The 26362-nt window shown below is 62.5% G+C and carries 21 protein-coding genes and 7 pseudogenes; 7 read left to right on the plus strand and 21 right to left on the minus strand.

What is annotated here, in order from left to right; all coding sequences use genetic code 11:
* Positions 1 to 77 precede the first annotated feature (77 nt).
* Together ABD05_RS30175 and ABD05_RS30180 are read right to left on the minus strand one after the other, a co-directional pair.
* A complete protein-coding gene (locus ABD05_RS30175) occupies positions 78 to 485 on the minus strand; it encodes a type II toxin-antitoxin system VapC family toxin (protein WP_047903578.1) in 408 nt (135 codons plus the stop codon).
* The gene (locus tag ABD05_RS30180) at positions 482 to 724 is read right to left on the minus strand and encodes an antitoxin (protein ID WP_047903579.1); all 243 of its coding nucleotides are present in this window, start codon (positions 722 to 724) and stop codon (positions 482 to 484) included. The genes ABD05_RS30175 and ABD05_RS30180 overlap by 4 nt, the downstream gene beginning before the upstream one ends.
* A 260-nt stretch (positions 725 to 984) precedes the next feature.
* Between ABD05_RS30180 and ABD05_RS30185 the strand changes: the two genes are divergently transcribed.
* Positions 985 to 1668: an alpha/beta hydrolase gene (locus tag ABD05_RS30185; RefSeq protein ID WP_047903580.1), complete on the plus strand. Its 684-nt coding sequence runs from the start codon at positions 985 to 987 to the stop codon at positions 1666 to 1668.
* A gap of 51 nt (positions 1669 to 1719) precedes the next feature.
* On the opposite strand, the gene ABD05_RS30190 is transcribed toward ABD05_RS30185, so the two are convergent.
* Together ABD05_RS30190 and aspA are read right to left on the minus strand one after the other, a co-directional pair.
* Positions 1720 to 3225, minus strand: coding sequence for an amino acid permease (locus tag ABD05_RS30190; RefSeq protein ID WP_047903581.1), 1506 nt, complete (start codon positions 3223 to 3225; stop codon positions 1720 to 1722).
* A gap of 102 nt (positions 3226 to 3327) precedes the next feature.
* The gene (gene aspA / locus ABD05_RS30195; RefSeq protein ID WP_047903582.1) at positions 3328 to 4734 is read right to left on the minus strand and encodes an aspartate ammonia-lyase; all 1407 of its coding nucleotides are present in this window, start codon (positions 4732 to 4734) and stop codon (positions 3328 to 3330) included.
* A 141-nt stretch (positions 4735 to 4875) separates the two neighbouring features.
* Here aspA and ABD05_RS30200 point away from each other — a divergent pair, with 141 nt between their 5' ends.
* A complete protein-coding gene (locus ABD05_RS30200; protein ID WP_047903583.1) occupies positions 4876 to 5850 on the plus strand; it encodes a LysR family transcriptional regulator in 975 nt (324 codons plus the stop codon).
* Positions 5851 to 5945: 95 nt separating this feature from the next.
* On the opposite strand, the gene ABD05_RS30205 is transcribed toward ABD05_RS30200, so the two are convergent.
* Positions 5946 to 7007 (minus strand): asparaginase, encoded by a 1062-nt coding sequence (locus tag ABD05_RS30205; RefSeq protein ID WP_047903584.1) that lies wholly within the window; start codon positions 7005 to 7007, stop codon positions 5946 to 5948.
* A 327-nt stretch (positions 7008 to 7334) separates the two neighbouring features.
* On the opposite strand from ABD05_RS30205, the gene ABD05_RS30210 reads away from it, so the two are divergent.
* The gene (locus ABD05_RS30210; protein ID WP_047903585.1) at positions 7335 to 9575 is read left to right on the plus strand and encodes a TonB-dependent receptor; all 2241 of its coding nucleotides are present in this window, start codon (positions 7335 to 7337) and stop codon (positions 9573 to 9575) included.
* A 54-nt stretch (positions 9576 to 9629) separates the two neighbouring features.
* On the opposite strand, the pseudogene ABD05_RS38025 reads toward ABD05_RS30210, so the two are convergent.
* Together ABD05_RS38025 and ABD05_RS30215 are read right to left on the minus strand one after the other, a co-directional pair.
* Positions 9630 to 9737, minus strand: a pseudogene (locus ABD05_RS38025) (aldehyde dehydrogenase family protein); the annotation flags it as partial.
* 161 nt (positions 9738 to 9898) lie between these two features.
* Positions 9899 to 10339 (minus strand): RHS domain-containing protein, encoded by a 441-nt coding sequence (locus ABD05_RS30215; RefSeq protein WP_158361703.1) that lies wholly within the window; start codon positions 10337 to 10339, stop codon positions 9899 to 9901.
* A gap of 89 nt (positions 10340 to 10428) precedes the next feature.
* Here ABD05_RS30215 and ABD05_RS38030 point away from each other — a divergent pair, with 89 nt between their 5' ends.
* A complete protein-coding gene (locus tag ABD05_RS38030) occupies positions 10429 to 10863 on the plus strand; it encodes a hypothetical protein (RefSeq protein WP_148669161.1) in 435 nt (144 codons plus the stop codon).
* A 148-nt stretch (positions 10864 to 11011) separates the two neighbouring features.
* On the opposite strand, the gene ABD05_RS39335 is transcribed toward ABD05_RS38030, so the two are convergent.
* The 10 genes and pseudogenes from ABD05_RS39335 to ABD05_RS36965 form a co-directional block, all read right to left on the minus strand.
* Complete coding sequence (locus tag ABD05_RS39335) at positions 11012 to 11596, minus strand: RHS repeat-associated core domain-containing protein (RefSeq protein WP_082146260.1); 585 nt, start codon at positions 11594 to 11596, stop codon at positions 11012 to 11014.
* A gap of 86 nt (positions 11597 to 11682) precedes the next feature.
* The gene (locus ABD05_RS38035) at positions 11683 to 12078 is read right to left on the minus strand and encodes a hypothetical protein (RefSeq protein WP_148669162.1); all 396 of its coding nucleotides are present in this window, start codon (positions 12076 to 12078) and stop codon (positions 11683 to 11685) included.
* Between the two features lie 353 nt (positions 12079 to 12431).
* Positions 12432 to 12579 (minus strand): annotated as a pseudogene (locus ABD05_RS39570) (RHS repeat-associated core domain-containing protein); the annotation flags it as partial.
* A gap of 174 nt (positions 12580 to 12753) precedes the next feature.
* Complete coding sequence (locus ABD05_RS30220; protein ID WP_047903586.1) at positions 12754 to 13032, minus strand: hypothetical protein; 279 nt, start codon at positions 13030 to 13032, stop codon at positions 12754 to 12756.
* Positions 13033 to 13339: 307 nt separating this feature from the next.
* A pseudogene (locus ABD05_RS39340) lies at positions 13340 to 14044 on the minus strand (RHS repeat-associated core domain-containing protein); the annotation flags it as partial.
* Positions 14045 to 14322: 278 nt separating this feature from the next.
* Positions 14323 to 14598: an immunity 53 family protein gene (locus tag ABD05_RS36955; RefSeq protein ID WP_082146289.1), complete on the minus strand. Its 276-nt coding sequence runs from the start codon at positions 14596 to 14598 to the stop codon at positions 14323 to 14325.
* A gap of 338 nt (positions 14599 to 14936) precedes the next feature.
* Positions 14937 to 15083, minus strand: a pseudogene (locus tag ABD05_RS39575) (RHS repeat-associated core domain-containing protein); the annotation flags it as partial.
* Between the two features lie 136 nt (positions 15084 to 15219).
* Entirely contained in the window at positions 15220 to 15330 is a 111-nt protein-coding gene (locus ABD05_RS38530; RefSeq protein ID WP_148669164.1) for an RHS repeat domain-containing protein, read from the minus strand.
* A gap of 59 nt (positions 15331 to 15389) precedes the next feature.
* Entirely contained in the window at positions 15390 to 15641 is a 252-nt protein-coding gene (locus tag ABD05_RS30230; RefSeq protein WP_047903587.1) for a hypothetical protein, read from the minus strand.
* A gap of 2 nt (positions 15642 to 15643) precedes the next feature.
* A pseudogene (locus ABD05_RS36965) lies at positions 15644 to 16153 on the minus strand (RHS repeat-associated core domain-containing protein); the annotation flags it as partial.
* Between the two features lie 203 nt (positions 16154 to 16356).
* Between ABD05_RS36965 and ABD05_RS30235 the strand changes: the two are divergent.
* Positions 16357 to 16695, plus strand: a pseudogene (locus ABD05_RS30235) (helix-turn-helix domain-containing protein); the annotation flags it as partial.
* 12 nt (positions 16696 to 16707) lie between these two features.
* Here ABD05_RS30235 and ABD05_RS30240 read toward each other — a convergent pair.
* A protein-coding gene (locus tag ABD05_RS30240) for an IS3 family transposase (protein WP_148669077.1) occupies positions 16708 to 17918 on the minus strand; the annotation gives its coding sequence in 2 pieces (ribosomal slippage) (positions 16708 to 17603 and positions 17603 to 17918; 1212 coding nt in all).
* A gap of 94 nt (positions 17919 to 18012) precedes the next feature.
* On the opposite strand from ABD05_RS30240, the pseudogene istA reads away from it, so the two are divergent.
* A pseudogene (gene istA / locus ABD05_RS30250) lies at positions 18013 to 18726 on the plus strand (IS21 family transposase); the annotation flags it as partial.
* Positions 18723 to 19496, plus strand: a complete 774-nt coding sequence (istB, locus tag ABD05_RS30255) for an IS21-like element ISBcen13 family helper ATPase IstB (RefSeq protein WP_047898708.1) — start codon at positions 18723 to 18725, stop codon at positions 19494 to 19496. The pseudogene istA and the gene istB, both read left to right, overlap by 4 nt.
* Positions 19497 to 19672: 176 nt before the next feature.
* On the opposite strand, the gene ABD05_RS30260 is transcribed toward istB, so the two are convergent.
* From ABD05_RS30260 to ABD05_RS30270, 3 genes are all read right to left on the minus strand, one after another.
* The gene (locus ABD05_RS30260; RefSeq protein WP_047903589.1) at positions 19673 to 20068 is read right to left on the minus strand and encodes an immunity 50 family protein; all 396 of its coding nucleotides are present in this window, start codon (positions 20066 to 20068) and stop codon (positions 19673 to 19675) included.
* Positions 20065 to 24972, minus strand: coding sequence for an RHS repeat-associated core domain-containing protein (locus ABD05_RS30265; RefSeq protein ID WP_082146262.1), 4908 nt, complete (start codon positions 24970 to 24972; stop codon positions 20065 to 20067). The genes ABD05_RS30260 and ABD05_RS30265 overlap by 4 nt, the downstream gene beginning before the upstream one ends.
* 348 nt (positions 24973 to 25320) lie before the next feature.
* On the minus strand, positions 25321 to 26343 hold the full coding sequence (locus ABD05_RS30270) for a DUF2891 domain-containing protein (RefSeq protein WP_047903903.1): 1023 nt from the start codon (positions 26341 to 26343) through the stop codon (positions 25321 to 25323).
* Positions 26344 to 26362 lie beyond the last annotated feature (19 nt).

A 26362-nucleotide genomic window follows, 5' to 3' on the forward strand; every position in this document is an offset into this window, starting at 1 on the left:
CGTGCGGTGAGCAGATTCGTCGATGCGCGAGCGCGACCCCCTCCCGGCAGTAGATCCGGACATGCATCACATGCCGTTCAGCTTTCGCGGGGCACAGCGAGCCAGTCTTCGACTTGCAGCCCGGGGACACGCTCGAATTCCCGGATGTTATGCGTGACAAGCACCAGTTGCCGGGCGCGCGCCTGCCCTGCGATCAATGCGTCGTAAGGGCCGATCGGCGTACCGGCCGCGATCAGATGCGCCCGAATTTCGCCGGCATGCTGCGCATCCTCGACATCGAACGATACGACCTCGAACTGAAGCGCCTCGACACGCGCCACGTTCGCAGCCACGCGCTGGCTTTTGTAGGCGCCGTAATAGAGTTCATGCGCGACGATCGCCGGTATCCCGAAATCGGCCGGCTGGTGCGGCCGCAGTCGGGCCAGCATGGCCGGCTCGCCTTTGAGTATGGCGATCACCGCGTTGGTATCCAGCAGGAACTTCATTCGAATACGTCCAGGCCCGACCGTTCCTGAGCGGATGGCTGCGTGGTCGCGGCTGCCTCGAAATCGGCGTCGACCGGACCGATCAGCGGCGTCAGCCATGCCCAGTCTTGCGGCACCGGCTCGAGAATGACGGACGCCCCGTGGCGACGAATCCGGACCTCGGTCGTCTCGAAGCGGAAATCCTTCGGCAGCCTGACAGCCTGCGATCCGCCATGCTTGAAGATCTTGGCAATATCCATCTTCACGCCCTCACGTATCTACAGAATGTATCTATTTTATCAACTGCGCGTGAGGATGACGAGTCGTCCGATTGGCCTGTCGTCAGCGGATATGTCGGCCTGCGGCCGGCGCCGTGCGTCGCGATATCGGTAATCTGTCCCCGACATGTACCGCGACCAAATTCACTCCTCTCAGGAAACAATCAATCGCCATCCGGCGATTCACCTCCCCGTCCGCACGCTCTAGACTGTCGCATCGTTTCCCTTTCCGGACCCACGCGATGACCGACGTCCTGCCGCTGACCACCGATCCCGATTCGGGCCTCCCGTACCGGCTGCGCCCGGCCGCCGGCCGCCCCGTCGCCCGCCTGTTGCTGCTGCATGGCGTCGGCGGCAACGAAACCAACCTGCTGAACGTGGCCGATGTGATCGATCCGCGCATCGAGATCGCGTTCGTGCGCGGCCCGCTCACGTTCGGGCCCGATCAGCACGCGTGGTTTCCGGTGCGTTTCGGCCCGAACGGCCCGGAAATCGATGCGGCCCGCGCTGACGCCAGCCGCCTCCAGTTGATCGCGCTGCTGCGCACCTTCCGCGCGCAGGACGGCGCGGGCCCCGCGTTGCCCGCCGTGATCGCCGGCTTCAGCCAGGGCGGCATCATGAGCGCGGGCGTCGGCCTCACGTCGCCGGCCGACGTTGCCGCGTTCGCCGTGCTGTGCGGCCGCATCCTGCCGGAAATCGATCCGCTGATCGCGCCACGCGATGCGCTTCGCCCGTTGCATGCGCTGATCGTGCACGGCCGCTTCGACGACAAGCTGCCCGTCGCGTGGGCCGACACCGCCCATGCAAAACTCACGGCGCTCGGTGTCGCGCACGACACGCGACTGTACGCGGCCGGGCACGAACTGACTCCTGAGATGGCCGCCGATTTCGGCAAATGGGTCAGCGAACGTGCCGGGTTGAACTGACCTCGACCGGAAGCCGGCCCGCGAACGGACCGGCGCCCCGGGCGGGTACCGTCACGCGTTCTGCGCAGGATCTGCGACGCCGCGCGCGGGCGTGCGCGCCGTAACCGCCCGCTCACGCTCGGCGCCGCGCTTCGCGAGCTTCCAGCCGATCACCAACGCGAGCACGACAACCGGAATCGTCGCGACGGTCCACGTACCGCCCGGGTAGTCGAACGCCATCAGCACCAGCACGGCGGCGAGGAACGCGAGCGTGAGCCACGACGTGAACGGCGCGCCGGGCATCCGGAACGACACGGCCTTCAGTTCGCCGCGATTGACCGCGCGGCGGAACAGGATCTGGCACATCACGATGAAGCCCCACGTCGTGATGATCCCGAGCGACGCCATGTTCAGCACGATCTCGAACGCCTGGGCCGGCACGATGTAGTTCAGCGGCACGCCGATCGCATTGATCGCGACCGTGATCAGGATCCCGCCGTACGGCACGCCGCGCGCGTTCATCCGCGACACGAAACGCGGCGCCGATCCGCCCATCGCCATCGAGCGCAGCACGCGCCCCGTCGAATAAAGGCCAGAATTCAGGCTCGACAGCGCGGCAGTCAGCACCACGACGTTCATCACCGTGCCGACGTACGGCACGCCGAGCTTGCCGAAGAACGTCACGAACGGGCTTTCGTGCGAGCTGTACGCGGTCCAAGGCAGCAGCATCGTCAACAGCACGACCGAGCCGACATAGAACAGCGCAATGCGCCACATCACGCCATTGATGGCTTTCGGCAGCACCTTGCGCGCATCGGCGGTCTCGCCCGCCGCAACGCCGACGAGCTCGATGCTCGCATACGCGAACACGACGCCCTGCACGATCAGCACGGCCGGCAGGATGCCGTGCGGAAAGAGCCCGCCGTGATCCGCGACGAGGTGAAGCCCCGGCATCTGGCCGGCGACCGGATGGCCGCTCGCGAGGAACACGGCGCCGACCGCGAGGAACACCGCGAGCGTGCCCACCTTGACGAGCGAGAACCAGAACTCCATCTCGCCGAACACCTTCACGCCGATCATGTTCATCACCGACACGATCCCGAGCGCGCCGAGCGCGAACACCCACTGCGGCACGTCCGTGAACACGGCCCAGTACTTCATGTAGATCGCGACCGCGGTGATGTCGACGATGCCGGTCGTCGCCCAGTTCAGGTAGTACATCCAGCCCGCGACGAACGACGCGCGCTCGCCCATGAACTCGCGCGCATACGACACGAAGCTGCCGCTGGTCGGCCGGTGCATCACGAGCTCGCCGAGCGCGCGCATGATCAGGAACGCGAATACGCCGCAGACGAGATACACGAGCGCCAGTGCGGGCCCCGCGCTTTGCAGGCGGCCGCCCGCGCCGAGAAAGAGGCCGGTGCCGATCGCACCGCCCATCGCGATCATCTGCACGTGCCGCGGCTTCAACTGCTTCGCATAACCGGCTTCGTGCGACGCGAACATCGCGTCGGGATCGGCGTGACGGGAATCCGCGCCGCCGGCCGTGTCGGCCGGCCGCTCGCTGGTGTGTTTCATGGTGAGTCTCCGTTTATTGATGTGTCGCGCCCCTCTCCAGGGCGCGTTTGAACGGTCGCGCGCAGGCCGCCGGCGGCAGGCGCCGGCGCCGCGCGACCGGTATCAAAGCGCGCGCGGCCGGATCAGCGCTTCGGGCTGCAGCGCGTCGTCCAGTTGCGCGTCGGTCATCAGTTCGCGCTCCAGCACGACCTCGCGGATCGACTTGCCGGTCGCGTGCGCTTCGGCGGCCACGGCGGTCGCGCGCTTGTAGCCGATATACGGGTTCAGCGCGGTCGCAAGTGCAACGGAGCGCTCCATCGTTTCGCGCAGCCGCTCGGGATTCGCGGTGATCCCGCTCACGCAGCGCTCCGCGAGCGTCGTGCAGGCGGCCGTCAGGTGGCTGAAGCTGCGGAACAGCGCGCTGGCGATCACCGGCTCGAACGCGTTGAGCTGAAGCTGTCCGGCCTCGGCGGCGAAAGTCACGGTCAGGTCGTTGCCGAACACTTCGAACGCGACCTGGTTGACGACTTCCGGGATCACCGGATTCACCTTGCCGGGCATGATCGACGAGCCGGCCTGCACGGGCGGCAGGTTGATCTCGCCGAACCCCGCGCGCGGGCCGCTCGACAGCAGCCGCAGGTCGTTGCAGATCTTCGACAGCTTCACGGCGATCCGCTTGAGCACGCCCGAGACCTGCACGAATGCGCCGCAATCCTGCGTCGCCTCGATCAGGTTCGGCGCGGTGCTCAGGTCGAGCCCGGTGATGCGCCGCAGCGCCGCCAGCGCCTTCTCGGCGTACTGCGGATGCGCGGTGATCCCCGTGCCGATCGCGGTCGCACCGAGATTGATCTCGCGGATCAGCCAGCCGGCTTCCTGCAGCCGCGCGATGTCTTCGGTCAGCATCACCGCGTACGTCGAGAATTCCTGGCCGAGCGTCATCGGCACGGCGTCCTGCAACTGCGTGCGGCCGAGCTTCAGCAGGCCCGCGAACGCGTCGGCTTTTTCCGCGAACGCATCGCGCAGGCGTCCCATCGCTTCGAGCAGGTGCTCGACCGCGAAACACGTCGCGACCCGGATCGCGGTCGGATAGACGTCGTTCGTGCTCTGCGCAAGATTGACGTGCTCGTTCGGGTGCAGGTATTCATACTGCCCGCGCGCGTGCCCCATGATTTCGAGCGCGCGGTTGCAGATCACCTCGTTCGCGTTCATGTTGGTCGACGTGCCGGCCCCGCCCTGGATGACGTCGACGACGAACTGGTCGTGCAGGCGCCCTTCGCGGATCTCGACGCACGCGGCGGCGATCGCATCGCGATACGGCTGCGGCAGCAGGCCGAGCTCGCAGTTGGCGTCGGCCGCGGCTTCCTTCACGGCCGCGAGCGCCATCACGAGGTAAGGCAGCGACGCAATGGTGCGGCCCGAAATGTCGAAATTCTCTTTCGCGCGCAGCGTATGAACGCCGTAGTAGGCCGCATCCGGAATACTTCGTTTACCTAAAAGATCCGCTTCGACGCGGAAGCCGTTTTCTGCCATCGTGCCCTCCTGAATGTCTCGTGCCGCTTGTCGTGCGCCGCTTCCCGACGCGACGGGTTCGCATTCTATGCCTTTGCAAAAACAAGCTCGCTTCTGTATTATCGAAAGCGGTTTTGCGTGGGACGCAACAGCGAGAATCGAATGAAAAAAAACGTGAGAGAGACAGGCATCGATCACCTCGGCGCGATGCGCGCGTTCGTGAGGGTGGTCGAAACGGGGAGTTTTTCGGCGGTCGCGAAGGAGATGCACGTATCGACGTCGACCGTCGCGCGCAAGGTGACGGCGATCGAGGACGCGCTCGGCGTCGCGCTGCTGCACCGTTCGACGCACAGCGTGACGCTGACCGAGGCCGGCCACATCTATCTGGAACGCGCGGTCACGCTGATCTCCGATCTCGACGACACGCTGCGCGTCGTCGCCGAGTTGAACGCGCAGCCGAGCGGCCCGCTGAAGCTCACCGCGCCGGTCGCGTTCGGCCGCCGCCATCTCGCGCCGCTGGTCGCGCCGTTTCTCGCGCGCTACCCGACGATCCAGCTCGACGTGCGGCTCACCGACAACCACAACGACCTCGTGGCCGGCGGCTTCGATCTCGACATACACGAAGGCGAGAACTACCTGGACAACCTGGTCGTCCACCGGCTGTCGCGCAACGACAGCATCCTGTGCGCGACGCCCGGTTATCTCGATCGCTGCGGGCGCCCGTCGACACCGGACGACCTGAAGCACCACAACTGCCTGCGCTACGTGCACCCGGAAGGCGATCCGCGCTGGATTCTCGTGAACGGCGACGCACAGCACAGCGTGCTGCCGGCCGGCAATCTCGTCACCGACCACTCGGAGCTGCTGCTCGAAGCGACCTGCGCGGGGCTCGGCATCGCGGAATTCGAGATCTGGCTGGTGCGCGACCTGCTCGCGAGCGGCCGGCTCGAGGCGGTTCTGCCGCGCTACCGGCTGCAGAACCGGCTGACGGGCGAATTCATCTACATCGCGTATCTGGCGAACCGGCGCAGCTCGGCGAAGCTGCGCGTGCTGAAGGACTTTCTCGCGGAACATCTCGCGCATATCGGCGAGCTGTCGGACGTCGAACTGGCGAAGATTCGCGGCGCCCACGCGTAGCGCGGGGGTTCGCGTTGGTGTCGATCAGCGAGCGGATGGGCGCCGATGCGCGCGCCCCGGTTCGCGGGCCGGCGGCATCGGCGCAGTGACGACGCTCAGGCCGGCTGCAATTCGAACGGGAACGTGGCGTGCCCGATCCCGACGCCCTGCGTGTTGAGCATCCGCGGCCGGTGGAAGCCGGCCAGTTGCGCGCGCTGCACGAACGTACCGATCTGCAGCCGATCGAGAATCTCGCTGACGACCATGTAAAGCACGTCGAGGTTGCCGTCCTCGATCTTCACCGAGATGCCGAGCGCACCGTCGGCGCCGAGTCGCCGCGTGTTTTCCGAGGCACGCACGCCGAGCCCGTAGCACGCATCGGCGCCGAGCTTGCCGACCACCTGCCCTTCGAACGCGTTCATCAGCACCGTGCAATACCGCCCGTCGCCGGCGACCAGTTCCGGATACGCCGTCATCGCACGATGAATGCGCGCCAGCGCGCGAACGCGATCGTTGATCTCGCCGCCCGCTTCCACCTTGTCCGCGCCGTCGGCCAGCGACGCGTAGAGGCGCGCGAGCCGATCCAGCGAAAACGCCGGCGTCGGCAGGTTGCACCCGTCGATCGCCCAGTCGACCTCGTCGTCGCGCAGGCCGCACGCATCGGCCACGACATGCTTCACGCGCACCTGCATCGGATGGTCGGGCAGATGGTAATCGGCCATCGCGGCGCCGATCGCCTGAGCGCCGGCCAGCATCCCGACATGCTTGCCCGAACAGTTGCTGCACACGCCGGTCGGCGTGTAGTCGCGCTTGATCCACGACCGGTACACCGCATCGGACAACGGCGGATGGCCGCCGCAACGCAAATCCGATTCGTGCGCGGCGACCTTGGCGAGCATCGTCCGTGTGCGTTCGATGTGGCGGTCCTCGCTGCTGTGCGACGCGCACATCAGCGCGATGTCCGCGTCGTCGAAGCCGAACCGCTCGGGCGCGCCCGTCTCGATCACCGACAGCGCCTGGGCCGGCTTGGCCGCCGAGCGCGCCAGCGTCATCCGGAACGGATCGCCGAACCGGGCCAGCAACCGGCCGCTTGCATCCACCACCGCCACATGGGCAACGTGCGTGTTCTCGATCGCATTGCCGCGGTACGTGACGACCGCTGCGCGTTGGGTGTCCATCGTGTCCTGTCTCCTCCTTGCTCGGGCCTGGTTGCCGGGGCCCGTCCAACCGGTACGGAAGTGTATCGAGTCGCCGCCGCCGCGCGCCGGCCGGGCAATGGAAAGCGGTGTTGCATGCGACGCAAAGGCAGCCGCGCGGCCCACGGAAACCTGACTGAATTAGTACAAAAACCATTCAAGCGTTTACATATTTAGTATCAATCCGTACAATTGCGACCGCAAACGCGAATCATACGCATTTGCATTGACGTTCTCCGATGTTTCAGGCCAGCGCTGCCGGCATCGAGAAAACGCGTCCGATCACCGAACCTTCCGCTGCCTCTCGATATGCCCGCCCAGTTCAAGACGAGGCCCCGTGCCCTCGTGTCGGCGCTGACCTGCTCCGTTTTCCTGACGCCGCTGCTCGCCTCCGCCGAAACCGCTCCCGCCCCCGCACCTGCCGCCGACCAGCCCGCCCCGTCCGCCGACGTGCCGGCGACGCTGCCGACGATCGCTGTCCAGTCGTCCGCGCTGTCGGACATGCAGGTGAAGCGCTCGCCGTCGTACAAGTTCACCGCGCCGCTGCTCGACACGCCGCGCTCGGTCACGGTGATCCCCGAGCAACTGATCAAGGAAAAGAACGTCACGTCGTTCGCGGACGCGCTGCGCTCGGTGCCGGGCATCACGTTCCTCGGCGGCGACGCGGCCGCGAACCCGTCGGCCGACCGCCCGGTGATCCGCGGCTTCGAATCGCGCAACTCGATCTTCGTCGACGGGATGCGCGACTCGGGGCTGCAGAACCGCGAGACGTTCGCCGTCGAGCAGATCAGCGTGATCAAGGGCCCCGATTCGGTCTACGCGGGCCGCGGCTCGGTGGGCGGCAGCGTCGACATCGTCACGAAGACGCCGAAGAACGACAACTTCATCAACAGCAGCATCGGCTTCGGCACCGACGGCTACAAGCGCGCAACGGTCGACGCGAACCGCAAGATCGACGACACGACCGCCGTGCGCCTGAACGTGATGGGCCACGACGCGAACCAGGCCGGCCGCAACGACGTGTACAACAAGCGCTGGGGCGTCGCGCCGTCGATCGTGTTCGGGCTGAACACGCCGACCACCGTCACGGTCAGCTACTACCACCTGAACTCGTACGACATGCCGGACTTCAGCGTGCCGTTCCGCGCGTCGGGCGGCACGCCGGTACCGACCGATCGCGGGCAGTTCTTCGGGCTGAACACGCGCGACTACCGCTACGGGCAGACCGACACCGGCGAGGTGCGCGTCGAGCATCGCATCAACGACGACTGGAAGCTGAAGAACACGACGATGTTCGGCCGCACGACGCTCGATTACGTGGCGACGAATCCGCAGATCCTCGCGTCGAATCCGAACATGCTGAGCCTGCAGGCGAAGAGCGGCAAGTACGCGACGAACGGCATCGCGAACCAGACCGAAATCACCGGCCGCACGAACCTGTTCGGCATGCAGCACACGCTGGCGGCCGGCGTCGAATTCAGCCTCGAACAGAACCGCTACGAGGGTTACCTCGTGACCGACGCGAAAGGCAACAACATCCGCACGGGCGGCCCGTGCACGGTGCCAGGGAACTGCACGCCGCTCGCGGGCGGCTGGAACCCGAACATGCCGTGGACCGGCAATATCGTGCTGAACGGCGACAAGGGCTTCCCCGGCGCGACGACCAACACGCGCACGACCACCGCGTCGGCGTACGTCTTCGATACGGTCAAGCTGACCGAGCAGTGGCTGTTCAACGCGGGGCTGCGGTTCGACCGCTACGACCTCAGCGCGAAGCAGGCCGGCGCGGCCAACCTGTCGAACACGTCGAACCTGTTCAGCTACCAGTTCGGCTTCGTCTACAAGCCCGTGCGCACCGTGAGCCTGTATGCGTCGTACGGCACGTCGTCGAACCCGCCCGGTTCGAACGGCGGCCTCGGCGGCGGCACCGACCAGATCACCGCGAACAACCAGAACCTGACGCCCGAGCGCACGCGCAACATCGAGGTCGGCGCGAAGTGGGACGTGATCGACGAGCAGCTTTCGTTGACGTCCGCGCTGTTCGACACCGAGAAAACCAATGCGCAGGTCAGCGACGGCCTCGGCCATACGATCAACGCGGGCAAGCAGCGCGTGCGCGGCGCCGAACTGGGCTTCGCGGGCAACCTGACGGACAAGTGGCACGTGTTCGGCGGCTATACGTACCTGAATGCGGTGACGGTCGACGCGGGCCCCGGCAATCCGGGCGGCGCCGGCCTGCCGATGGTGATGGTGCCGAAGCACAGCTTCACGCTGTGGACGAGCTACGACGTGATGCCGAAGCTGACGCTCGGCGCGGGCGCGACGGTGATGAGCAAGACCTACGCGTCGGTATCGCCGACCGTGAAGAAATGGACGCCCGGCTATGCGCGCTTCGACGCGGCCGCGACGTGGCGCGTGAACAAGTCGATGGACGTTCAGCTCAACGTGCAGAACCTGTTCGACACGAAGTATTACTCGAGCGCGTATCCGATCTACGCGACGTGGGCACCGGGCCGTTCGGCGATGGTCACGCTCAACTTCTATCAGTAATTCCCGCATTGCCGGTAGCGGCGGGAAGGCGCGATGTGCCCTTCCCGCCCGCATTCACCACGGCAGCGAATGCGTCTTCGCGTTCGTGAAGCGCTTCATCGCTTCCTGCACGCCTTCCTTGTAGCCGAGCCCCGAATCCTTCACGCCGCCGAATGGCGTCGGTTGGCCGACCAGCAGCCGCGCACCGCGGGCGATCGCATCGTTCACCTGCTGCTCGCGGCACTTCGCGGCTGCTTCGTCGATCAGGGTGCTGCATGTCGAACGCGCTCATGCGCTCACGCATTCACGCATTCACGCATTCACGCATTCACGCATTCACACGTTCACGCGAGGTGGTAGCGCAGCCAGAAGGTTTCGCGGCATGCGTTGTCGAACGTCAGCCGCGTCGGGCTGACCGGTTGCGCATCGGGATGGCGGAGCACGTCGTAATCGATCCAGCATTCGGCGCACAGCAGGTCGGACGGCGCGCGATCCTGCTCGACCGAGCGGCGCACGATCGCACCGTTGTCGAAGCGGTATTCGGTTTCGTCGCGCGTGACCTCGACATCGTCGTCGGTCCAGCGGTCGTGCGACGTCGCGTGCGACACCGACGTCCCCCCGCCCCATACCCGATATCGCCCCAGCCATACCACCGTCCTCGACTCATCCACCAGTTCCTGCTGCGTCCCAAGATGATCATTCTGGTAAAACAGCGTCGCATTCCGCGTCTTCGCCGGCACCTGCACGAATTGCCCGTCCGTGCCCGTCCCAATGAATGCCGCCACCAGCGTCTCGTCCAACTGCGCGAGGCAAACTGCACGAAGCGTCTTGGAGTCGTAATCACGTTGATGCCCAGGCTAACCCAGCCGAGCCTGTGCCGATCTATGCTTTCGACGAACGTGACGATGTCGCCAAACACGTCGGCCAGGGCGAGGATATTGCCCACCACCGGCATGGCCCCGGCCACGGTGCGGATGCGGTCCGACGTGACCGCACCGTTGCTGATGCGAACCAGCCAGTTATCGAAGTCGCTGATACTGAGTGCCACGTCGGCGGGCGGAATCTAGCTCGCCGGTACGACGGCGACTTGGCGAATGCGGGGCGAGGTTGCGGTGGCGCTATTCATGGAAATCTAATCGGTGAGCAATCGTTGACGGGCGCTGTGCGCTTCGGCGCAGTTCAAAATGCGTGGATACTCCCTACCCGGCTGGCCACAGGAGGCGGAATCGCTTTATCCAAGGACGGTGATCAGGCCTTGAACCTGACCGTATTCTTTCCAAGCGACTATCCCATCCCAAATAACGAATAAATGACGTTCTTTACCCATACCTTGAAATCTCGCCAAGTTATTTTCTTTTTCCTAAAAATATTTCGCAAGAAAATAAGCGACCACACAAGCGCGAAACCCATGGCCACACATATACTTATAAATGAAAATATTCTCATTATAAAAGCGTTCAGATTTCCCTAAGGATTTCAAGGGGTTTCTCTTTGACCTCGCCCGCCTTCTTTTTCGCGAACTCAATGGGCGAAGGCTCATCCTCGTCATCGAATTCTGTTCCATAAGGCAGAACGCCCAGGAGGTTTCTCCATCTGGCATCCGAAAATTTTTCGTTACCGGCTTCTTGGCATTGCTGACGCGCGCGCTGCCAAGCGGCGCCAGCACTTTTTAAGTTCCAGAGACCCCATGCCCCCACGCCTACGCCTGCCGGAGCACCCACTCCCGAACCATCCAGGCCGACTGAAGCAGCTAATTTCAGTGCCCCAGAGCCGTACAAGCGACCCGCATTCATCGCGTTTATGCTGCATGAAGTCACTTTCGCAGGATTCACCAATCCAAGGGGGTCAACATAGGCGATTGGATTTCCGTCGACATAGGCATAAACGTTCAGTCCTCCGGATAACTGGATCGGGTCTTTAGACACGTAGCGTCCAATGTCCGGATCGTAATACCGATGCCGGTTATAGTGCAGCCCCGTCTCTTCATCGTGATACTGCCCCGGAAACCGGATCGGGTTCGTCGCCTCATTCCGCTCCGGCATCTACCGCCAGACCGTCTTCTCCCCGTCCCACGCCCGATACCGCCCCAGCCACACCACCTTCCCCGCGTCAATTCGATTAATTCTGCTTACAACCTCAAGCGCTCCTTTGCAGCCTCCGCAACCAAATTATCGACATCATCGACAAGGCCAGCCAATATATCTTCAGGTACTTTCGGATTACATGCGATTGCCTGCCTAACCCCCGGATGCACGTCAGAAGCCAATCGTTCAAAGATTTCCCGACTTATCCTGCGCTTTGTTGCAACATCACAGCGAGTCATCCAATCTCCACTGCGAGACAAATAATTCATAACATTCATAGAATTCGTGTTATTTGCAGCAACAAGCCTAGAAAGTGCAGGATACTTCAACAAAACCTCAACCCAAACCTCGTCGGTTGATTCTTCATATATTTTACCAAACTCGTTCACATCTTCACTTTCAGCATACACCTTAAATTCATCAGCTGATTTAATTTTCATTTACCCACCTTTCGCATCCCGACACTTCATCCCGCTCATTGGTATCTCTTTTCCAGTCACACCTTTATGTTTGTCCATATAGTCGCCGTAAATATCAGCATCATTCTCGTGCACTAGACTTCCTCCAATTTGCCGCATAACCTTCCACGCAGAACCGCCGTGCCCCTCAGTGTCGGTAGACCACCATAGCTTCGTAGTGGGGTCTCGAAAGTATTTGACACGAGTTCCGTTGAGCATCGCCTCACAAATTCGGTCGTAGCGGGTTACTTCCCACTCATTCCTGCAAGGACATTTGGAGTTCTGATTTGGCTTGTTCGATGTGGGTTTTCTTCCCGCTCCGCCACTTGATGTGCCCGCCAAGCCGAGTGGGTCAATCCACTCGATCGGATTGGGTGCGTATTGATAGACGTTGATCCCACCCGCCAGCCCGATCGGGTCTTTGCTAATGAACCGCCCCGAACTTGGATCGTAGTACCGATACCGGTTGTAATGCAGCCCCGTCTATATATCGTCGCACTCCCCAGTGCATATCACGAAGAGCAACGCCCGTGGCATGGAACGCGACCCTCGACGTAACCACATCACCCCCAGCCTAGTCGATGGCATGCCTTCGGCAATGAAGCGTTGCGAAATTTTTGCAAGGCCGAAGGGCACGACCATCGAACCGAGTTGTACTCACGGAGCAAACCCGTCCTTAACGATTCTTTGTGCCGCTGCCTCGATATGTCTCTTCGAAACGCTCTCGACGATCACGATACCGGACATATAAAAGAATCCGTTATCACGGATACTATCGGCCGCATCCTGAGTGAATCTAGCCATATCGTAAAAATTCAGCTCTACCTCAGCTCCCTCGAATAGGACAAGAACGCCCTCTAAAAATCCTTTTTCTTCGTGTTCAAATTCAGCAAGTTCATCGTACCAACTGGGGTATTTGATTTCAATTTTTCTCATTTTCAATCCCTCACTTTGTCTTGATTTTACCTAGAGCACCCTTGTAGTCGATCTCTGCCATGGGACCTGCCGGCGTTATTTCAAAGTGTGCGGGATCCTTACCCCGCTGAATTATTTGCAAATTATCCGGAACAGACTCTGATTCGATCTCATGGGGAACAAACCCCCTGCAGGAGCAACTCTCTGGGTTATCGAACACAGACACGCCATGTGTAGGCTGGACCTTGCCATCCCGTACCTTGTACTCGCCCGGCCGCGGCTCAAATGATGGCTTATTCCCTACTTTCGCCCCTCGATAGTATTTCGTCAGACCAAATGGATCGACCCACTGCACTGGATTCGAGGCATATTGATAGACGTTGATGCCGCCTACCAGCCCGATCGGGTCCTTCGAGATGAACCGGCCCGTCTGCGGATCATAGTAGCGGTTGCGGTTATAGTGCAGCCCCGTCTCTTCATCGTGATACTGCCCCGGAAACCGAATCGGATTCGTCGCCTCATTCCGCTCCGGCGTCTCCCGCCAGACCCTCTTCTCCCCGCCCCACGCCCGATACCGCCCCAGCCACACCACCTTCCCCGCGTCATCCACCAGTTCCTGCGGTGTCCCCAGATGATCGTTCTGGTAAAACAGCGTCGCATGCCGCGTCTTCGCCGGCACCTGCACGAACCGCCCGTCCGTGCCCGTCGCAATGAACGCCGCCTCCACCAGCGTCTCGTCCAGCCGCGCCAGCGGCACGAACGTCCCCGGTTCATGCAGGTAGATCGACGCCCCTCGCCACTGAGGCCGCTCCCCGAACGTATGCATCCGCTGCGCCACCGGCAACGAATACTCATCAGCCGGATCCTCCCGCACCACATTCGTCGGACGATGCATCACCGGCTCGCGCTCGCCCGGCTGCTGCGGCGGGATATGGAACCGCTCCTCCAGCAGCAGCACATCGCCGTCCCACGTGAACACCGTCCGGTCGATGCTGCCGTCCCGCTGCTCCACCTCCTTCAGCGTCCGACGGCCGATCATGGTTGACGCCAATCTTAAACGTCACGGAACCGTTCATCACAATGCAGCACAAGCGCGACATGGACCGTTACGGACGGAAAGCCCTCTACGACGAGAGCCACTGTGAGCCGCTGGACCTGTGGCTCAGCGGCTGGCCCACGATGAAGGCTTCCATGCCGGCCAAAAGCTCTGCGTTCACGTTGAACATGGCAAGCTCATCATCACCGCCACCTGAACGCCGAGCTTCAACTAATCACACCAACAATAAGGGCCGCTCAAGCGGCCCTTCTTCCTTATCGCAACCAATCGACAACGAGCGCCAGTAGTTCATTCAGATTACCAGGACCACCGTATCCGACGAATTCCGTTTCGGTCGCCTTCACCGTGATCCAATTTTCTTCATCGCGCTCTGCATTCATATCGGCAGGCTTCCTCCCTAACGCACCACTTACCTTAACCCTCCAGCCCGGGTTGTCAATATTGGTAATCTCAACGCCATAAGAGTGCTCCCAAACATCATCGCATTGGGAGGTATACCAGTTTTGCAAAGCATCAATCGGATCACTCATTTGCACAGCCCCTTTCGTCTCGCCAGTTCCCTTGCAACTCGAACGTCTTGTTTAGTCGCAGCCCTTGTAACCTCCGTCTTTTTCGATGTCGTCACCCGGCCGTTTGGTCCAACGTTAATTGTACGAGTCTGAACATGAGGTGTCGGAATATCTGTTCCCGTAGCCTTATCGAAATGCGATGCCCCTTGCAGATCAATGTGGCCTTGTGTTGTGGGTGTAGAGAACGTTACCGAATTTTGGTTGATCTGTTTGGAAAGTTCTTGGGCCATCTCAGTTGAATCTTTCGGCCCCTGAGACGCGTAATCGTTGCAGCTAGGTAAGCATTTAGGACGCTGCGTCGAAAGCCCTAACGGGTCGATCCAGCTTATTGGGTTCGGCGCGTACTGATAGACATTGATCCCACCCGCCAGCCCGATCGGATTTTTGCTAATGAACCGTCCACTGCCCGGATCATAGTACCGATACCGGTTGTAATGCAGCCCCGTCTATACGTCGCGCTCCTTCACTCTCCAAGTCAAAAAGCACGATGCCTGAGGCGCAGAACACCACCCGCGTCGTAGTCGTATTGCGCCACCCGCTAGGTGTCGGCGCGCCTTTGGCTGCGGGTGTTGAGTAATTTCCTCAGGGCGACGCAAGCCGGAAACCCACCTCGTCGTATTCATGGTGCACCGTCTTGCCATCGTCCCCCGTCTGCTCGATCAATTGGCCGATTCCGTCGTACTTGATTTCCATCTCCCCCGACCTCGACTAACCACGTGTATACCAGGTGCCGCTCAAGCGGCCTTTCGTTACTACGCTTCTGACAAGTATGCCTTCAACATTTCTAGGAGCTCATCCTTTGAATAGACGAACTCTTCTCCCGCACTCATTCCCCCGATCGTGTCGAGCAGCGTGTCGAGCCTCTGATCACCATAGCGATACGCCCTAGCATCAAGCGACTTGAGATAGACATATCGAGCGCAGATTTCCGGGTCATAAAGTTGCGTTTCGATGAACTCCATTATTTCCGTGACCAATTTCAGTTTTTCATCGCGTTTATTCATCGTCAGCACCTACATGGACCATTAATTGCTCTGCCGCCCGGCGTCGCCTTCCCTTGATCTATGTCCGCCTTGGTCGGTGGGTAGTGTGGTAAATCCAGAATCTCGCCATCATTCATCTTAGGATGAACGCGATTCACCATTCCAGAATGGTCATACGTCTCTTCCCAACTGCGTACTTGACCAGTAGCAGGGTTCCATTCGGTAACGTGTGATCGTCCTCTCGTCGGTCCGGCAGTTCTGGCTAACGCTTCTTTATCGTAGTACCGGACACGTCCGTCTGGCAGCGCACGCATTCGATCAGCAGTCGCCTGTGCTCCTTCAAGCGCTGAAAGCTTCCGACGAAGTTTTTCTGCTGGACTATCGCATCTGAGCCCCAGCGGATCAACCCAACCGATGGGGTTAGGCGCATATTGATAGACGTTGACCCCACCCGCCAGCCCGATCGGGTCATTGCTGATGAACCTGCCTGTGTTGGGATCATAGTACCGATGCCGGTTATAGTGCAGCCCCGTCTACTTGCCGCTATGGCCAACCTTTCAGCTTTCGCAATCTCCTGCGGCGATGCATGTCACATTCATCGTCGTAGCGGTATCGCGCGGTAAATGACACGTCGTTGAGCCTTGTGTTGGGCGCAAAGTAATAATGAGCCACTTCGCGCGAAGTAAATCTAAGCCACCTTTCAGTACAGTCAGCCTTTTGCGCGCAAAGGCTGGCGATGCTCCAGAAGGAACAGTGGATGCAAATCCATGTGCTCAAAGCCCAAGGCGTATCGGAGCGCGAGATCGCGCGGCGCCTGGGCATTTCTCGCAACACGGTGGCGCGGTACCTGTCGGCTGAGGAAGTGCCGCGCTACAAGCCGCGTGAACCGCGGCCAACCAAGCTCGGAGCGTTCGAGGCGTACATCATCGAGCGCATGAGGGCCGCAGCACCGGAGACCATCGCAGCGCCGGCGCTGCTGCGCGAGTTGCGGGCGCGCGGCTACGAGGGCCAACTGCGAAGCCTGCAGGCTTTCATGAACACGCATAAGCCCATGCCTGGAGTTGCCCCTGTAATACCGGACACAGCGTCACACTAAGGTTGCCGAATCCATCGAGCGCCGGAACTCGCGAGGCGAGCGGTATTTCAGCGCGCTATGGGGATGCTTCTCGTTGTAATGCTCGAACGCGATGGCCAAGTTGCGTGCAGCAGTCGCTGCGTCCGGCTTCGGCATGAAGGCGACGTAGTCGCGTTTCATCGTCTTCACGAAGCTCTCGGCCATCCCATTACTTTGTGGGCTGCACACCGGTGTGGTCAATGGCTTCAGGCCGATGGCCACTGCGAATCGGCGCGTGTCGTCGGCCGTGTAGCCCGAACCGTTGTCGCTCAGCCACTCGATTTCGGATGGCGTATGCAGCTCGTTGCCAAACCGATTTTCCACTGCAGCCAGCATCACGTCTCGCACGATGTCGCCGCTGTGGCCTGCTGTCGTGGCCGCCCAGCTCATCGCCTCTCGGTCGCAGCAATCCAGCGCAAACGTCACCCGCAGCGGCTCGCCGTTGTCGCAGCGGAACTCGAAGCCGTCCGAGCACCATCGCTGATTGCTGCGCGCGACGGCCACCTTGCCATCGTGTCGACGTTGGGGGTGAGGCGGAAGCGGCCGGCGCTGCATCAGCAACCCGTGCGTGCGCATGACGCGATAGATGCGCTTGGCATTGAACGGCACCAGCCCAACCGCGACGCGCTCGTTGCGCAATATGCCCCAAACCCGGCGATAGCCATAGCTGGGCAAATCGCCGATGACCCGGCGGATTTCCTCGACCGCGGTCGCGTCGTCAGTCTGCCTCGATTGACGGCCATCGCGCCACGTCGCCGGACGCGACAGTCGTGCCGATACGTTCGAGCGCGACACGCCGAGAACTTCACAAACCAGTTTCACTGGTCGTCCTCCGGCAGCGAGGGCGAGTGCGCTATCCATTTTTTTGCCCGGCCGTACTCGACTGCTTCGCGGAGAATCTCGTTCTCCATGGTCTTCTTGCCGAGCATCCGTTGCAGCTCACGAATCTGCTTGAGCGCGTCGGCCAGCTCTGAGGCGGGAACCACTTCCTCGCCAGCCTTGACCGCTGACAGGCTCCCGTCCTGGTACAGCTTGCGCCAGTGGAACAGTTGGTTCGGATTCACGCCGTGCTGGCGCGCGACCATCGAAACCGATTTCCCCGGCTCGAAACTCTCGCGAACCATCGCCAGCTTCTGCTCCGCCGTCCAGCGCCGCCGGCGCTCCGGGCCCGTCAACACTTCCATCACTTCCTGCCTGGTGTTAGTCAAAAACACAGTCTTATGCCTACCCGTTATTGTAAGTGGGTGACTGTGTCCGGCGTTTCAGGGGGCTGCTCCAATGCCGAAGCCCGATCCAGTCGTAAGGTTCGAGACCGAGCCCGGTCGGCAGATGCAGTGCGATTTCGTTGTCTTCCGACGAGGCACCGACCCGCTTTACGCCTTCACCGCCACGCTCGGCTTCAGTCGTTGGCGCTGGGCACGCTTCACCACCGATGAACGCGCCGAGACGCTGGTTGCCTGTCATCATGCGCTGTTCGAAGCCTTGGGTGGCATTCCTCGCGAGATCCTTTACGACAACGCCAAGACCATCGTTGTCGAGCGCGATGCTTATGGCGACGGCCAACATCGCTGGCACGCCGGCCTGCTCGATCTGGCCAAGCGGTACGGCTTCCTGCCCAGATTGTGCCAACCGTACCGCGCGCAGACCAAGGGCAAGGTCGAGCGATTCCACCGCTATCTGCGCGGCAATTTCTATGTGCCGCTGGCAAGCCAGCTTAAACAATCCGGCTTGATGCTCGATGCCGCGACTGCGAACGTCGAGGTGAGTAAATGGCTGCGCGACGTGGCCAACCAGCGCGTGCATCCGGTTACCGGGCAGGCACCCGCGATTCTGTTGGAGCAACGAGAACGGGCTTGCTTGCTCGATATGCCTGGCTACACATTGCCCCGATTGCCGGCTCGCGCCGTCGCTCGGCCGCGCGTTGATCCCGCGATGTCGATCCAGCACCCGTTGTCCGTCTACCAGCAATTACTGACCGAGGTGCGCGCATGAACTTGCAGCAGGAACGCATCGACGGGCACTGCCAAAGCCTGAAGCTCGAGGGACTCATGCACCGATACGTCGCTCTGGCCAGCGACGCGGCGGCCAAGCAATGGAGTTTCCTCGACTTCCTCGAGAACGCGCTCGCGCACGAACGAGAGACGAGGCAAGTTCGTTCGCGGCAAACACTGGTGCGCATGGCCGGGTTTCCCGCCATCAAGACACTGGATGACTACGACTACAGCTTCGCCGTCGGGGCCCCGCGCGAGGCAATCGACGAGCTTGCCACGCTACGCTTCATCGAGCGAGGCGAGAACGCCGTGTTGCTTGGTCCGTCGGGCGTGGGCAAGACGCACCTCGCGATCGCCATCGGATATGCAGCGACGCAGGCCGGCATCAAGACGAAGTTCATCACGGCGGCGGATCTGATGTTACAGCTCGAGGCTGCACGCCGACAGGAGCGATACGACGCCGTTCTTCGGCACAACATTCTCGGCCCGAGGCTGCTCATCGTCGATGAGATCGGCTATCTACCGCTCTCGGGCGATCAGGCCAGTCACTTCTTCCAGATCGTCGCCAAGCGCTACGAGCGTGGCTCGATGATCCTGACCAGCAACCTGCCGTTTGCGCAGTGGGACGAAACCTTCGGCGGCAACACCACCCTCACTGCAGCGATGCTCGACCGCATCCTCCACCATGCCCACATCATCCAGATCAAAGGAGACAGCTACAGACTGAAACAGCAACGCAAAGCCGGGCACGTCCCGACATCGAAGAAGTAACGACTGGCTCAGTTTTACTTTGCGCGATCAGGCGCGAAGTGGCTCAGATTTCAAATGCGTTTGACACCTTGTGTAGCAAGGCTCTCGACATCGCACGACAACTGGCCAGAGCAGTTCAGTGAGCATGTCGTACACGCATCGAGAACTTCGGAATCAAACCCAACGAGCACCTCACGTTAGGCGCTACCTAGATAGCCATACGTGATCCCCTCCACGCGAACCCAGTCGCACTTCAACGCAATCGACGCGCCTTCCTTGCAATTGATCTTTATCGAAACATCATTGTCGGTGACGGTTGATACAAACGTCGCAACAATGTTGTCATGTCCCCACTCCCCGATCGAGAGGCCGGAAACACCGATAAACGATAAATTTATATAGACGACGTCGTAGTCTTTCGGCCATCGGTTCGGCTGAGACAACGGCTTCTGCGTAATCATGATTCTCATCGACAGTCGCGGTTCGTCCCGCTTGAGTTGAACCTCGACGATCTCGGCGCCAGCAAGCGGTGCATCGTTCCCATAGAGTGCGGTGAGGGCTTGTGGATTCATGATCCGCTGTATCAGGCTCATTTCTTGTTCCGGCAGTCGAAGTAGTAGTGATCGTCCATTCCCTGGACTTTTCCCGTGCGGGTGTTTTCTTCAGGGCGCACGTTGTGGTGTGACGGTTGATCGCCGATCCCCCCTTCTCCGAATACGTGACCCGCTGAATGGTCTTGGATGACCACATTTTTACCACCGACCTGATAGGTCAGTTCCCGCGTCATGATAGGCTTGTTGTTATCACCGAGAAGCCAACTTCCGCTGGAATCCGTCATCGGGACCATTTTCTGACGGATCGGCTGCTGCGACAACGGAATACCGAGTTGCCGACGAATATCTCTCAAGCTTGACCGGCGAGACTTTTCACACGGATCGCAAGGGCATCGAGCCAGCCCCAGCGGGTCGATCCAGCCGACCGGATTGGGCGCGTACTGGAAGACGTTGATGCCGCCAGCCATGCCGATCGGATCCTTCGACACGAAGCGACCTGTTTGCGGATCATAGTAGCGGTTGCGGTTATAGTGCAGCCCCGTCTCTTCATCACAATACTGCCCCGGAAACCGAATCGGGTTGCTCGCCTCATTCCATTCCGCCGTCTCCCGCCAGACCCTCTTCTCCCCGCCCCACGCCCGATACAGCCCCAGCCACACCACCTTCCCCGCGTCATCCACCAGTTCCTGCGGTGTCCCCAGATGATCGTTCTGGTAAAACAGCGTCGCATGCCGTGTCTTCGCCGGCACCTGCACGAACCGCCCGTCCGTGCCCGTCGCAATGAATGCCGCCTCAACCAGCGTCTCGTCCAGCCGCGCCAGCGGCTCGAACGTCCCCGGTTCATGCAGGTAGATCGACGCCCCTCGCCACTGAGGCCGCTCCCCGAACGTATGCATCCGCTGCGCCACCGGCAACGAATACTCATCAGCCGGATCCTCCCGCACCACATTCGTCGGACGATGCATCACCGGCTCACGCTCGCCCGGCTGCGGCGGCGGGATATGGAACCGCTCCTCCAGCAGCAGCACATCGCCGTCCCACGTGAACACCGTCCGGTCGATGCTGCCGTCCCGCTGCTCCACCTCCTTCAGCGTCCGACGGCCGAACGCGTCGTACGCGAAGCTCACGCGCAACTCCGGCCGCACTGTCCCCGAAATGGAAACCACTCCACCCTGCTTCGTCTCGACCCGATCGATCTCATCCGCCGCCGGCGGCTTCGCATAACGATCGGCCCGTTCGAGCCGGTGCGCCGCGTCGTATTTGTACAGCCACGTCGCCCCGACCCGCTCCACCTTCCGTACCAGGTTCCCGTGTGCGTCATGCGTGTAACGCGTGCGATTCAGTTCCGTCAGCACGTTCCCCACGCACTTCGGCAGCGCCCGCGTCCAGTTGATCAGCGCCCCCAGTTCGTCCGACAACCGCTTGCGCCGCTCGAGCTGCGCCGGCGTCATCCGCTCGCCCGGGTGCGCTTCCGACCACGCGCGATCCTCCGCGATGACCCGCGGCACCCGCGCCGTCAGCGCCTCGAGCGTTTCCTCGCTCGGGCGCGGCGGGATCTTCTCCGGATCCACCGGATTGCCCGCCGGATCGAACGCGAACACTTCCTTCAGGTCCGGCGTCGTCGCCTTCAGCAAGCGCCCCGTCGGATCGTATGTGTAGTCCGTCGCCCCGCGCGTACGATCCTCGATGCGCGTGAGCTGCCCCGCCGCGTCGTACCGGAGTTCACGTCCGGCGATCCAGTCGGACGGCCGCGCGTTCGCATCGTGACGCACGATCATCCGTTTGAGCCGACCGGCCGGATCGTATTCGCGCGTCTGTTCGAAGCGGCGATGCCGCCGCACGGTCTCGCGATGCAACTTGTCGCGCTCGAAGTCCACGAGCGGCTGGCCGTCCAGCAGCACGCCATGCAGGTGACCCGACCCATAGCGCAGCCAGTCGATCGTGCGCGTGTTCGGCAGTTGCGTGCGAATCCGGTTGCCGAGCGCGTCGTATTCGTGCCGGGTAACCGACGTGTACTCGCCGCGGATATCCGGGCGGATCGTCTGTTCCTCGGCGATCAGGTTGTCGGCGTCGTCGTAGTGCAGCCGTACGAGGCTGCCGTGCCCGTGCGCGGTCGTCAGCCGGCCGCGGGCGTCGTAGTAGAAGCGCTCGGTCACCTGGCCGCGACCGCCCGCACCCTTCGTCTCGCGCCGCGTCAGCCGCCCGAGCGGGTCGCGCGCGTAGGTCGTCTCGATGTCGCCTTGTTGCGAGCCGGTCAATTGCCCTGCGTCGTCCCACGCGTAACGGGTCGTGCTGCCGTCGAAATCCGTCTGTTCGACGAGCCGCCCAAGCCGGTCGTAGGCAAACCGCGTCTGGTCCCCGTTCTCGTTGGTCAGCCGCTGCAGCCGCCACTGCCGATCGTATGCATACGCCAGTTCCCGGCCCGCCGCATCCTTGCGCCAGGTCGGTTGCCGACGTGCGTTGAACATGTATTCGGTGACCTGGCCCGCCCCGTCGCGGTAGGTCCGCAGGTTGCCTTCGCCGTCCCACGTGAAGTGCTCTTCGATCCCGTCCGGATGCGTGATGCCGGCGATCTGGCCGCGCGCATCGCAGCGGTAAAGCGTGACGTGGCCTTCGGCGTCGGTGACACGCGACAGGTGGCCACGCTCGTCGTAGCCATAGCTCGTCGCATGGCCGGAGCAGTCGGTCGCCTCGGTCAGTCGTCCGGCCTGGTCATGGCGGAAGCGTTTCACGCCGCCCTTCGGGTCGGTCAGCGACAGCAACTCACCCTGGACACCCCATGCATAGCGGGTCACGCGCCCGGCCGCGTCCGTCGTCGAGACCGGCCGGCCGAGCGGGTCGTAGGCAGTTTGCGTAGCGCGGCCGTCCGGGGTCGTGACGGCGACGGGCAGTCCGCTCTCGTCGTAGTCGATGCGCGTGGTGTTGCCGAGCGCGTCCGTTTCGGCCGTGAGACGCCCGTGCGCGTCATACGCAAAGCGTTGCGTGTGGCCCAGTGCGTTCTTCGACCCGACCAGACGGTTCTGTTCGTCCCATTCGTACGATTCGGTCGAACCGTCCGCGTGTTCGACCAGCACGATCCGGTTGTGGTAATCGTAGCGGTGGATCGTCGCATTGCCGTCCGCATCGGTGACCTTCGTGTACCAGTGTTCACGGTGGTACTCGAAGGTCGTGTCGTCCTCGACAGGCTGGCCTTCGTTGCCGTACCACGTGCGCACGCATCGCGCGTCGGCCGGCGCCGGCACGCCTTCGCGTCGACCCGGCCAGTCCCACGCGAGGTTCGCGGGATGACCGTTGAAATCCGTATAGCGCGTGAGCAGGTGCTGCTCGTACGCATACGTGCGCCGGAATCCGAGCATGTCGGTGTGCCCGGTCAGGTCGCCTGCGACGCCGTACGTGTAGCGCGCCAGGGCCTCGTTGGCGAGACCCGCCGCGCCATCGCGGTAGATCGCCGAGACGCGGCCATCGACGTAATCGATGCGGATCGCGTTCCCCGCGCCGTCGCCGATCGTGACGAGCTCGCCGGCTGCGTTGTAGAGGAGGCGCAGGCCGAGACCGTCGCGGTGGGTACGGGCGATGAGGCGATAGCGGGCCTGCGTCGCCGTACCGTGCAGTTCATAGCGTTCGTGCGAGCCGTCGGGGTACGCCAGCAGCACATGCCGTCCATCCGGACGCGTCACGGTGAACTGCTCGGTCGGCACCTCGACCGATTCCCCGATGCCGACCGGCGGCAGCGGCACCGCGCGGCTATCCGGGTCGAAGAATGTCAGCACGCCGTCCCGCTCTTGCAACGACAGGTGATATACACTGCTCCAGCGCGCCCCGAGCGGGCTCGCGTCGTAACCCGCGAGGCTCGACCGGTAACGTCGGGTCCACACGATCGGCACGACGCCATCGAGCACGAAGTCCGTCTGCTCGAGGTTCTCGTCGCCCATCGCGTAGTTGACCGGCTTGTTGCTGCCCGTCTTCGGGCACCCGCAGCCGTCCTTTGCCGGCAGCGGACTCGGCTCTGCGCCTTTCTGCGTCGAATCGCGGTGCTCGCCCGGCTTCCGGTGCGGCTCGCGCATCGTGCCCGGTGCGGCCTGCGCCACATGCGACGGCATCTTGCGCGCCTTGCGGGCCGTGATCTCCGCGGTGATCTGCGCAGCCATGAACAGCAGGCTGCCGGCTTCCTCCACGTTGCCGAACGCGCGGTCCAGCATCGGTCCCGTGTTGCGATCGAACTCGTCCAGCCACGCGACGATCGCGTCGCGCTGCCCCGACACCTTGAGCAACTGGTCGATGCCGATCAGCGCGATCTCTTCCGACGACGGCACCCATGACAGGAAGCCCGTGTTCTTCCTGACCCGCCCCATCTGTTCGGCAGTCGACACGGGATCGAGTACGAAGCGCCGCACCGTGCGCGACGCATCGCGCACGCCTTGAACGATGCTGTCCTTCCACTTCCGCAGATGCGTATCGAGTTCGGCCATGAACGCGAGCACGTCGCCGCCGGCCGTCGCCCAGAACAGGTCGACCAGCACCGCAGCGCCGGCCCCCTTCGCGAACGCGAGCAGCACTTCCTTGACGACCGCGCGCGCCGGGCGCGTGGCGTTACCCGCAGCCGGCACGACTCCGATCGCGTCGATCGCGAGGATCCCCCAATTGAGTACCTTCTTCGTGCCACCCGGTTCGCTGCAGATCCGGTAGATGTCGATGCCGACGTCGTACAGCGACATCGCGTTGCCGACGAACGGCACCATGTACAGGCACTGCACGAAGATCTCGAGGCCGTGGTTCCTGACCGATTCGGTGCCGGCGGCAACCAGCTTCGGCGATGTTCCCGGTGCGGGTACCGGACTGACGATGACACGCCGTGCTTCGGCGTTCTGCTGAAGCGCCTGAGGAATCCGGCGCTGAGGAGTGGAAGGGGCTGCCGCGTTACGCGCACCTTGCTTTGGGTCCATCTTGTTCTCTCAGCATTCGCTCTTGTTTTAAGGAGGCTGAAGGAATAGCAGATGGAACAATCGACATCCAGCGAATGGAAACATTCAGCAACAATGTTCGTGTGAGGGTTCGCCGAGTGTCTCCCAAAAAGCCCTGCTCACGACGACTTCGCTCGCTGCCGCGGTTTCTTATCATGCATCAAAATCCGCCATGAACAAGTGCGGTCACCGGCCACGATGAACGGCCTTGAGGAGGGGCGGCGCGTGCAAGCGGAGTGGGGATCAACCGCTCGAACGCTTCGACGCTCTGCGGCCGCGGCGCATCGGAAACCCCTCCATGCCGCAACATCCCCCGCATCCTTCCTGCACTCACGCTTCCAGCGCGAGCAACGCGAACGTCGCGAGCCAGTGCTCGCCCATGTAGTCGCCGGCCACGTGCGCGAGCGCGCTCGCGAGATGCCGGCCGGCCGCGTCGAGCAGCTTCGCGCGCCGCGCGTCGCCTTCCGGCAGCGCGCCGGCGAGCGCGCGCTGGCACCACGCGCGGCTCAGGTTCAGCCCGTCGAGGTGCGCGATCTTGCCGTCGCTGCGGTCGCTGACCGTCGCCGGTTCGAACAGCGTCGCCGGTTCGCCGCGCGCGAGATCCGGCAAAAAGCGCGCGAACCAGCCATCGAATTCGGCGGCCGGCAGCACGCGCCGCATCAGCTCGGCCTCCATCAGCGCGGGCGACAGGAATTCGTCGCCCGACGGCTCCCACGCCTGGCACGCGACGTCGTTCAGGTGCCAGCGCTTCGCGGTATCGACGATCAGCGCCGCAAGCCCGTCGCGCTGAGTGTCGCGCGCGAAGTCGAGCGTGAGCGCCAGCGCGAACGCGGTGTTGAAGTGCGTGCCGACGCGCAGCGGATAGGTTGCCTTCGGCAGGAAGGTCTCGAAGCGCGCCACGAACAGGTCGGTGAGCGGCGCCAGCGTCTTCGCCCAGCGCGCGGCCTGCGGCAGCGCGCCCTTCAGCGCGAGCCGTTCGAGTTGCGCGGACAGCGCAAGCAGCCACGCCCAGCCATACGGCCGTTCGAAGCCGCTGTTGTGCGGCAGCGCGAGATACGCGCGCTCGCCGGCGACGTTCGCATCGGTGAAGTGCGCGTCGACGATCGCGACGATACGCTCGGCCTCCGGCAGCGCCGGATAGCGTTCGAGCACGCGCAGCACGAGCCAGTAGCCGTGCACGCACGAGTGCCAGTCGTAGCTGCCGTAGAAGATCGGATGCAGCGCGCGCGGCCCCAGCACGTCGTGCGGGCCTTCGAGCGAATGGGTGAGCTTGTTCGGATATTCGCGGGTCAGGTGCGCGAGTGCGAGCGACGCGAATTTCGACGCGAGTTCGGGGGTGAGTCGGTCGGTCATGAGGATCTCGTCCATCGAG

The sequence above is a fragment of the Burkholderia pyrrocinia genome, from assembly GCF_001028665.1.
In the GTDB taxonomy this organism is placed as follows: Bacteria; Pseudomonadota; Gammaproteobacteria; order Burkholderiales; family Burkholderiaceae; genus Burkholderia; species Burkholderia pyrrocinia.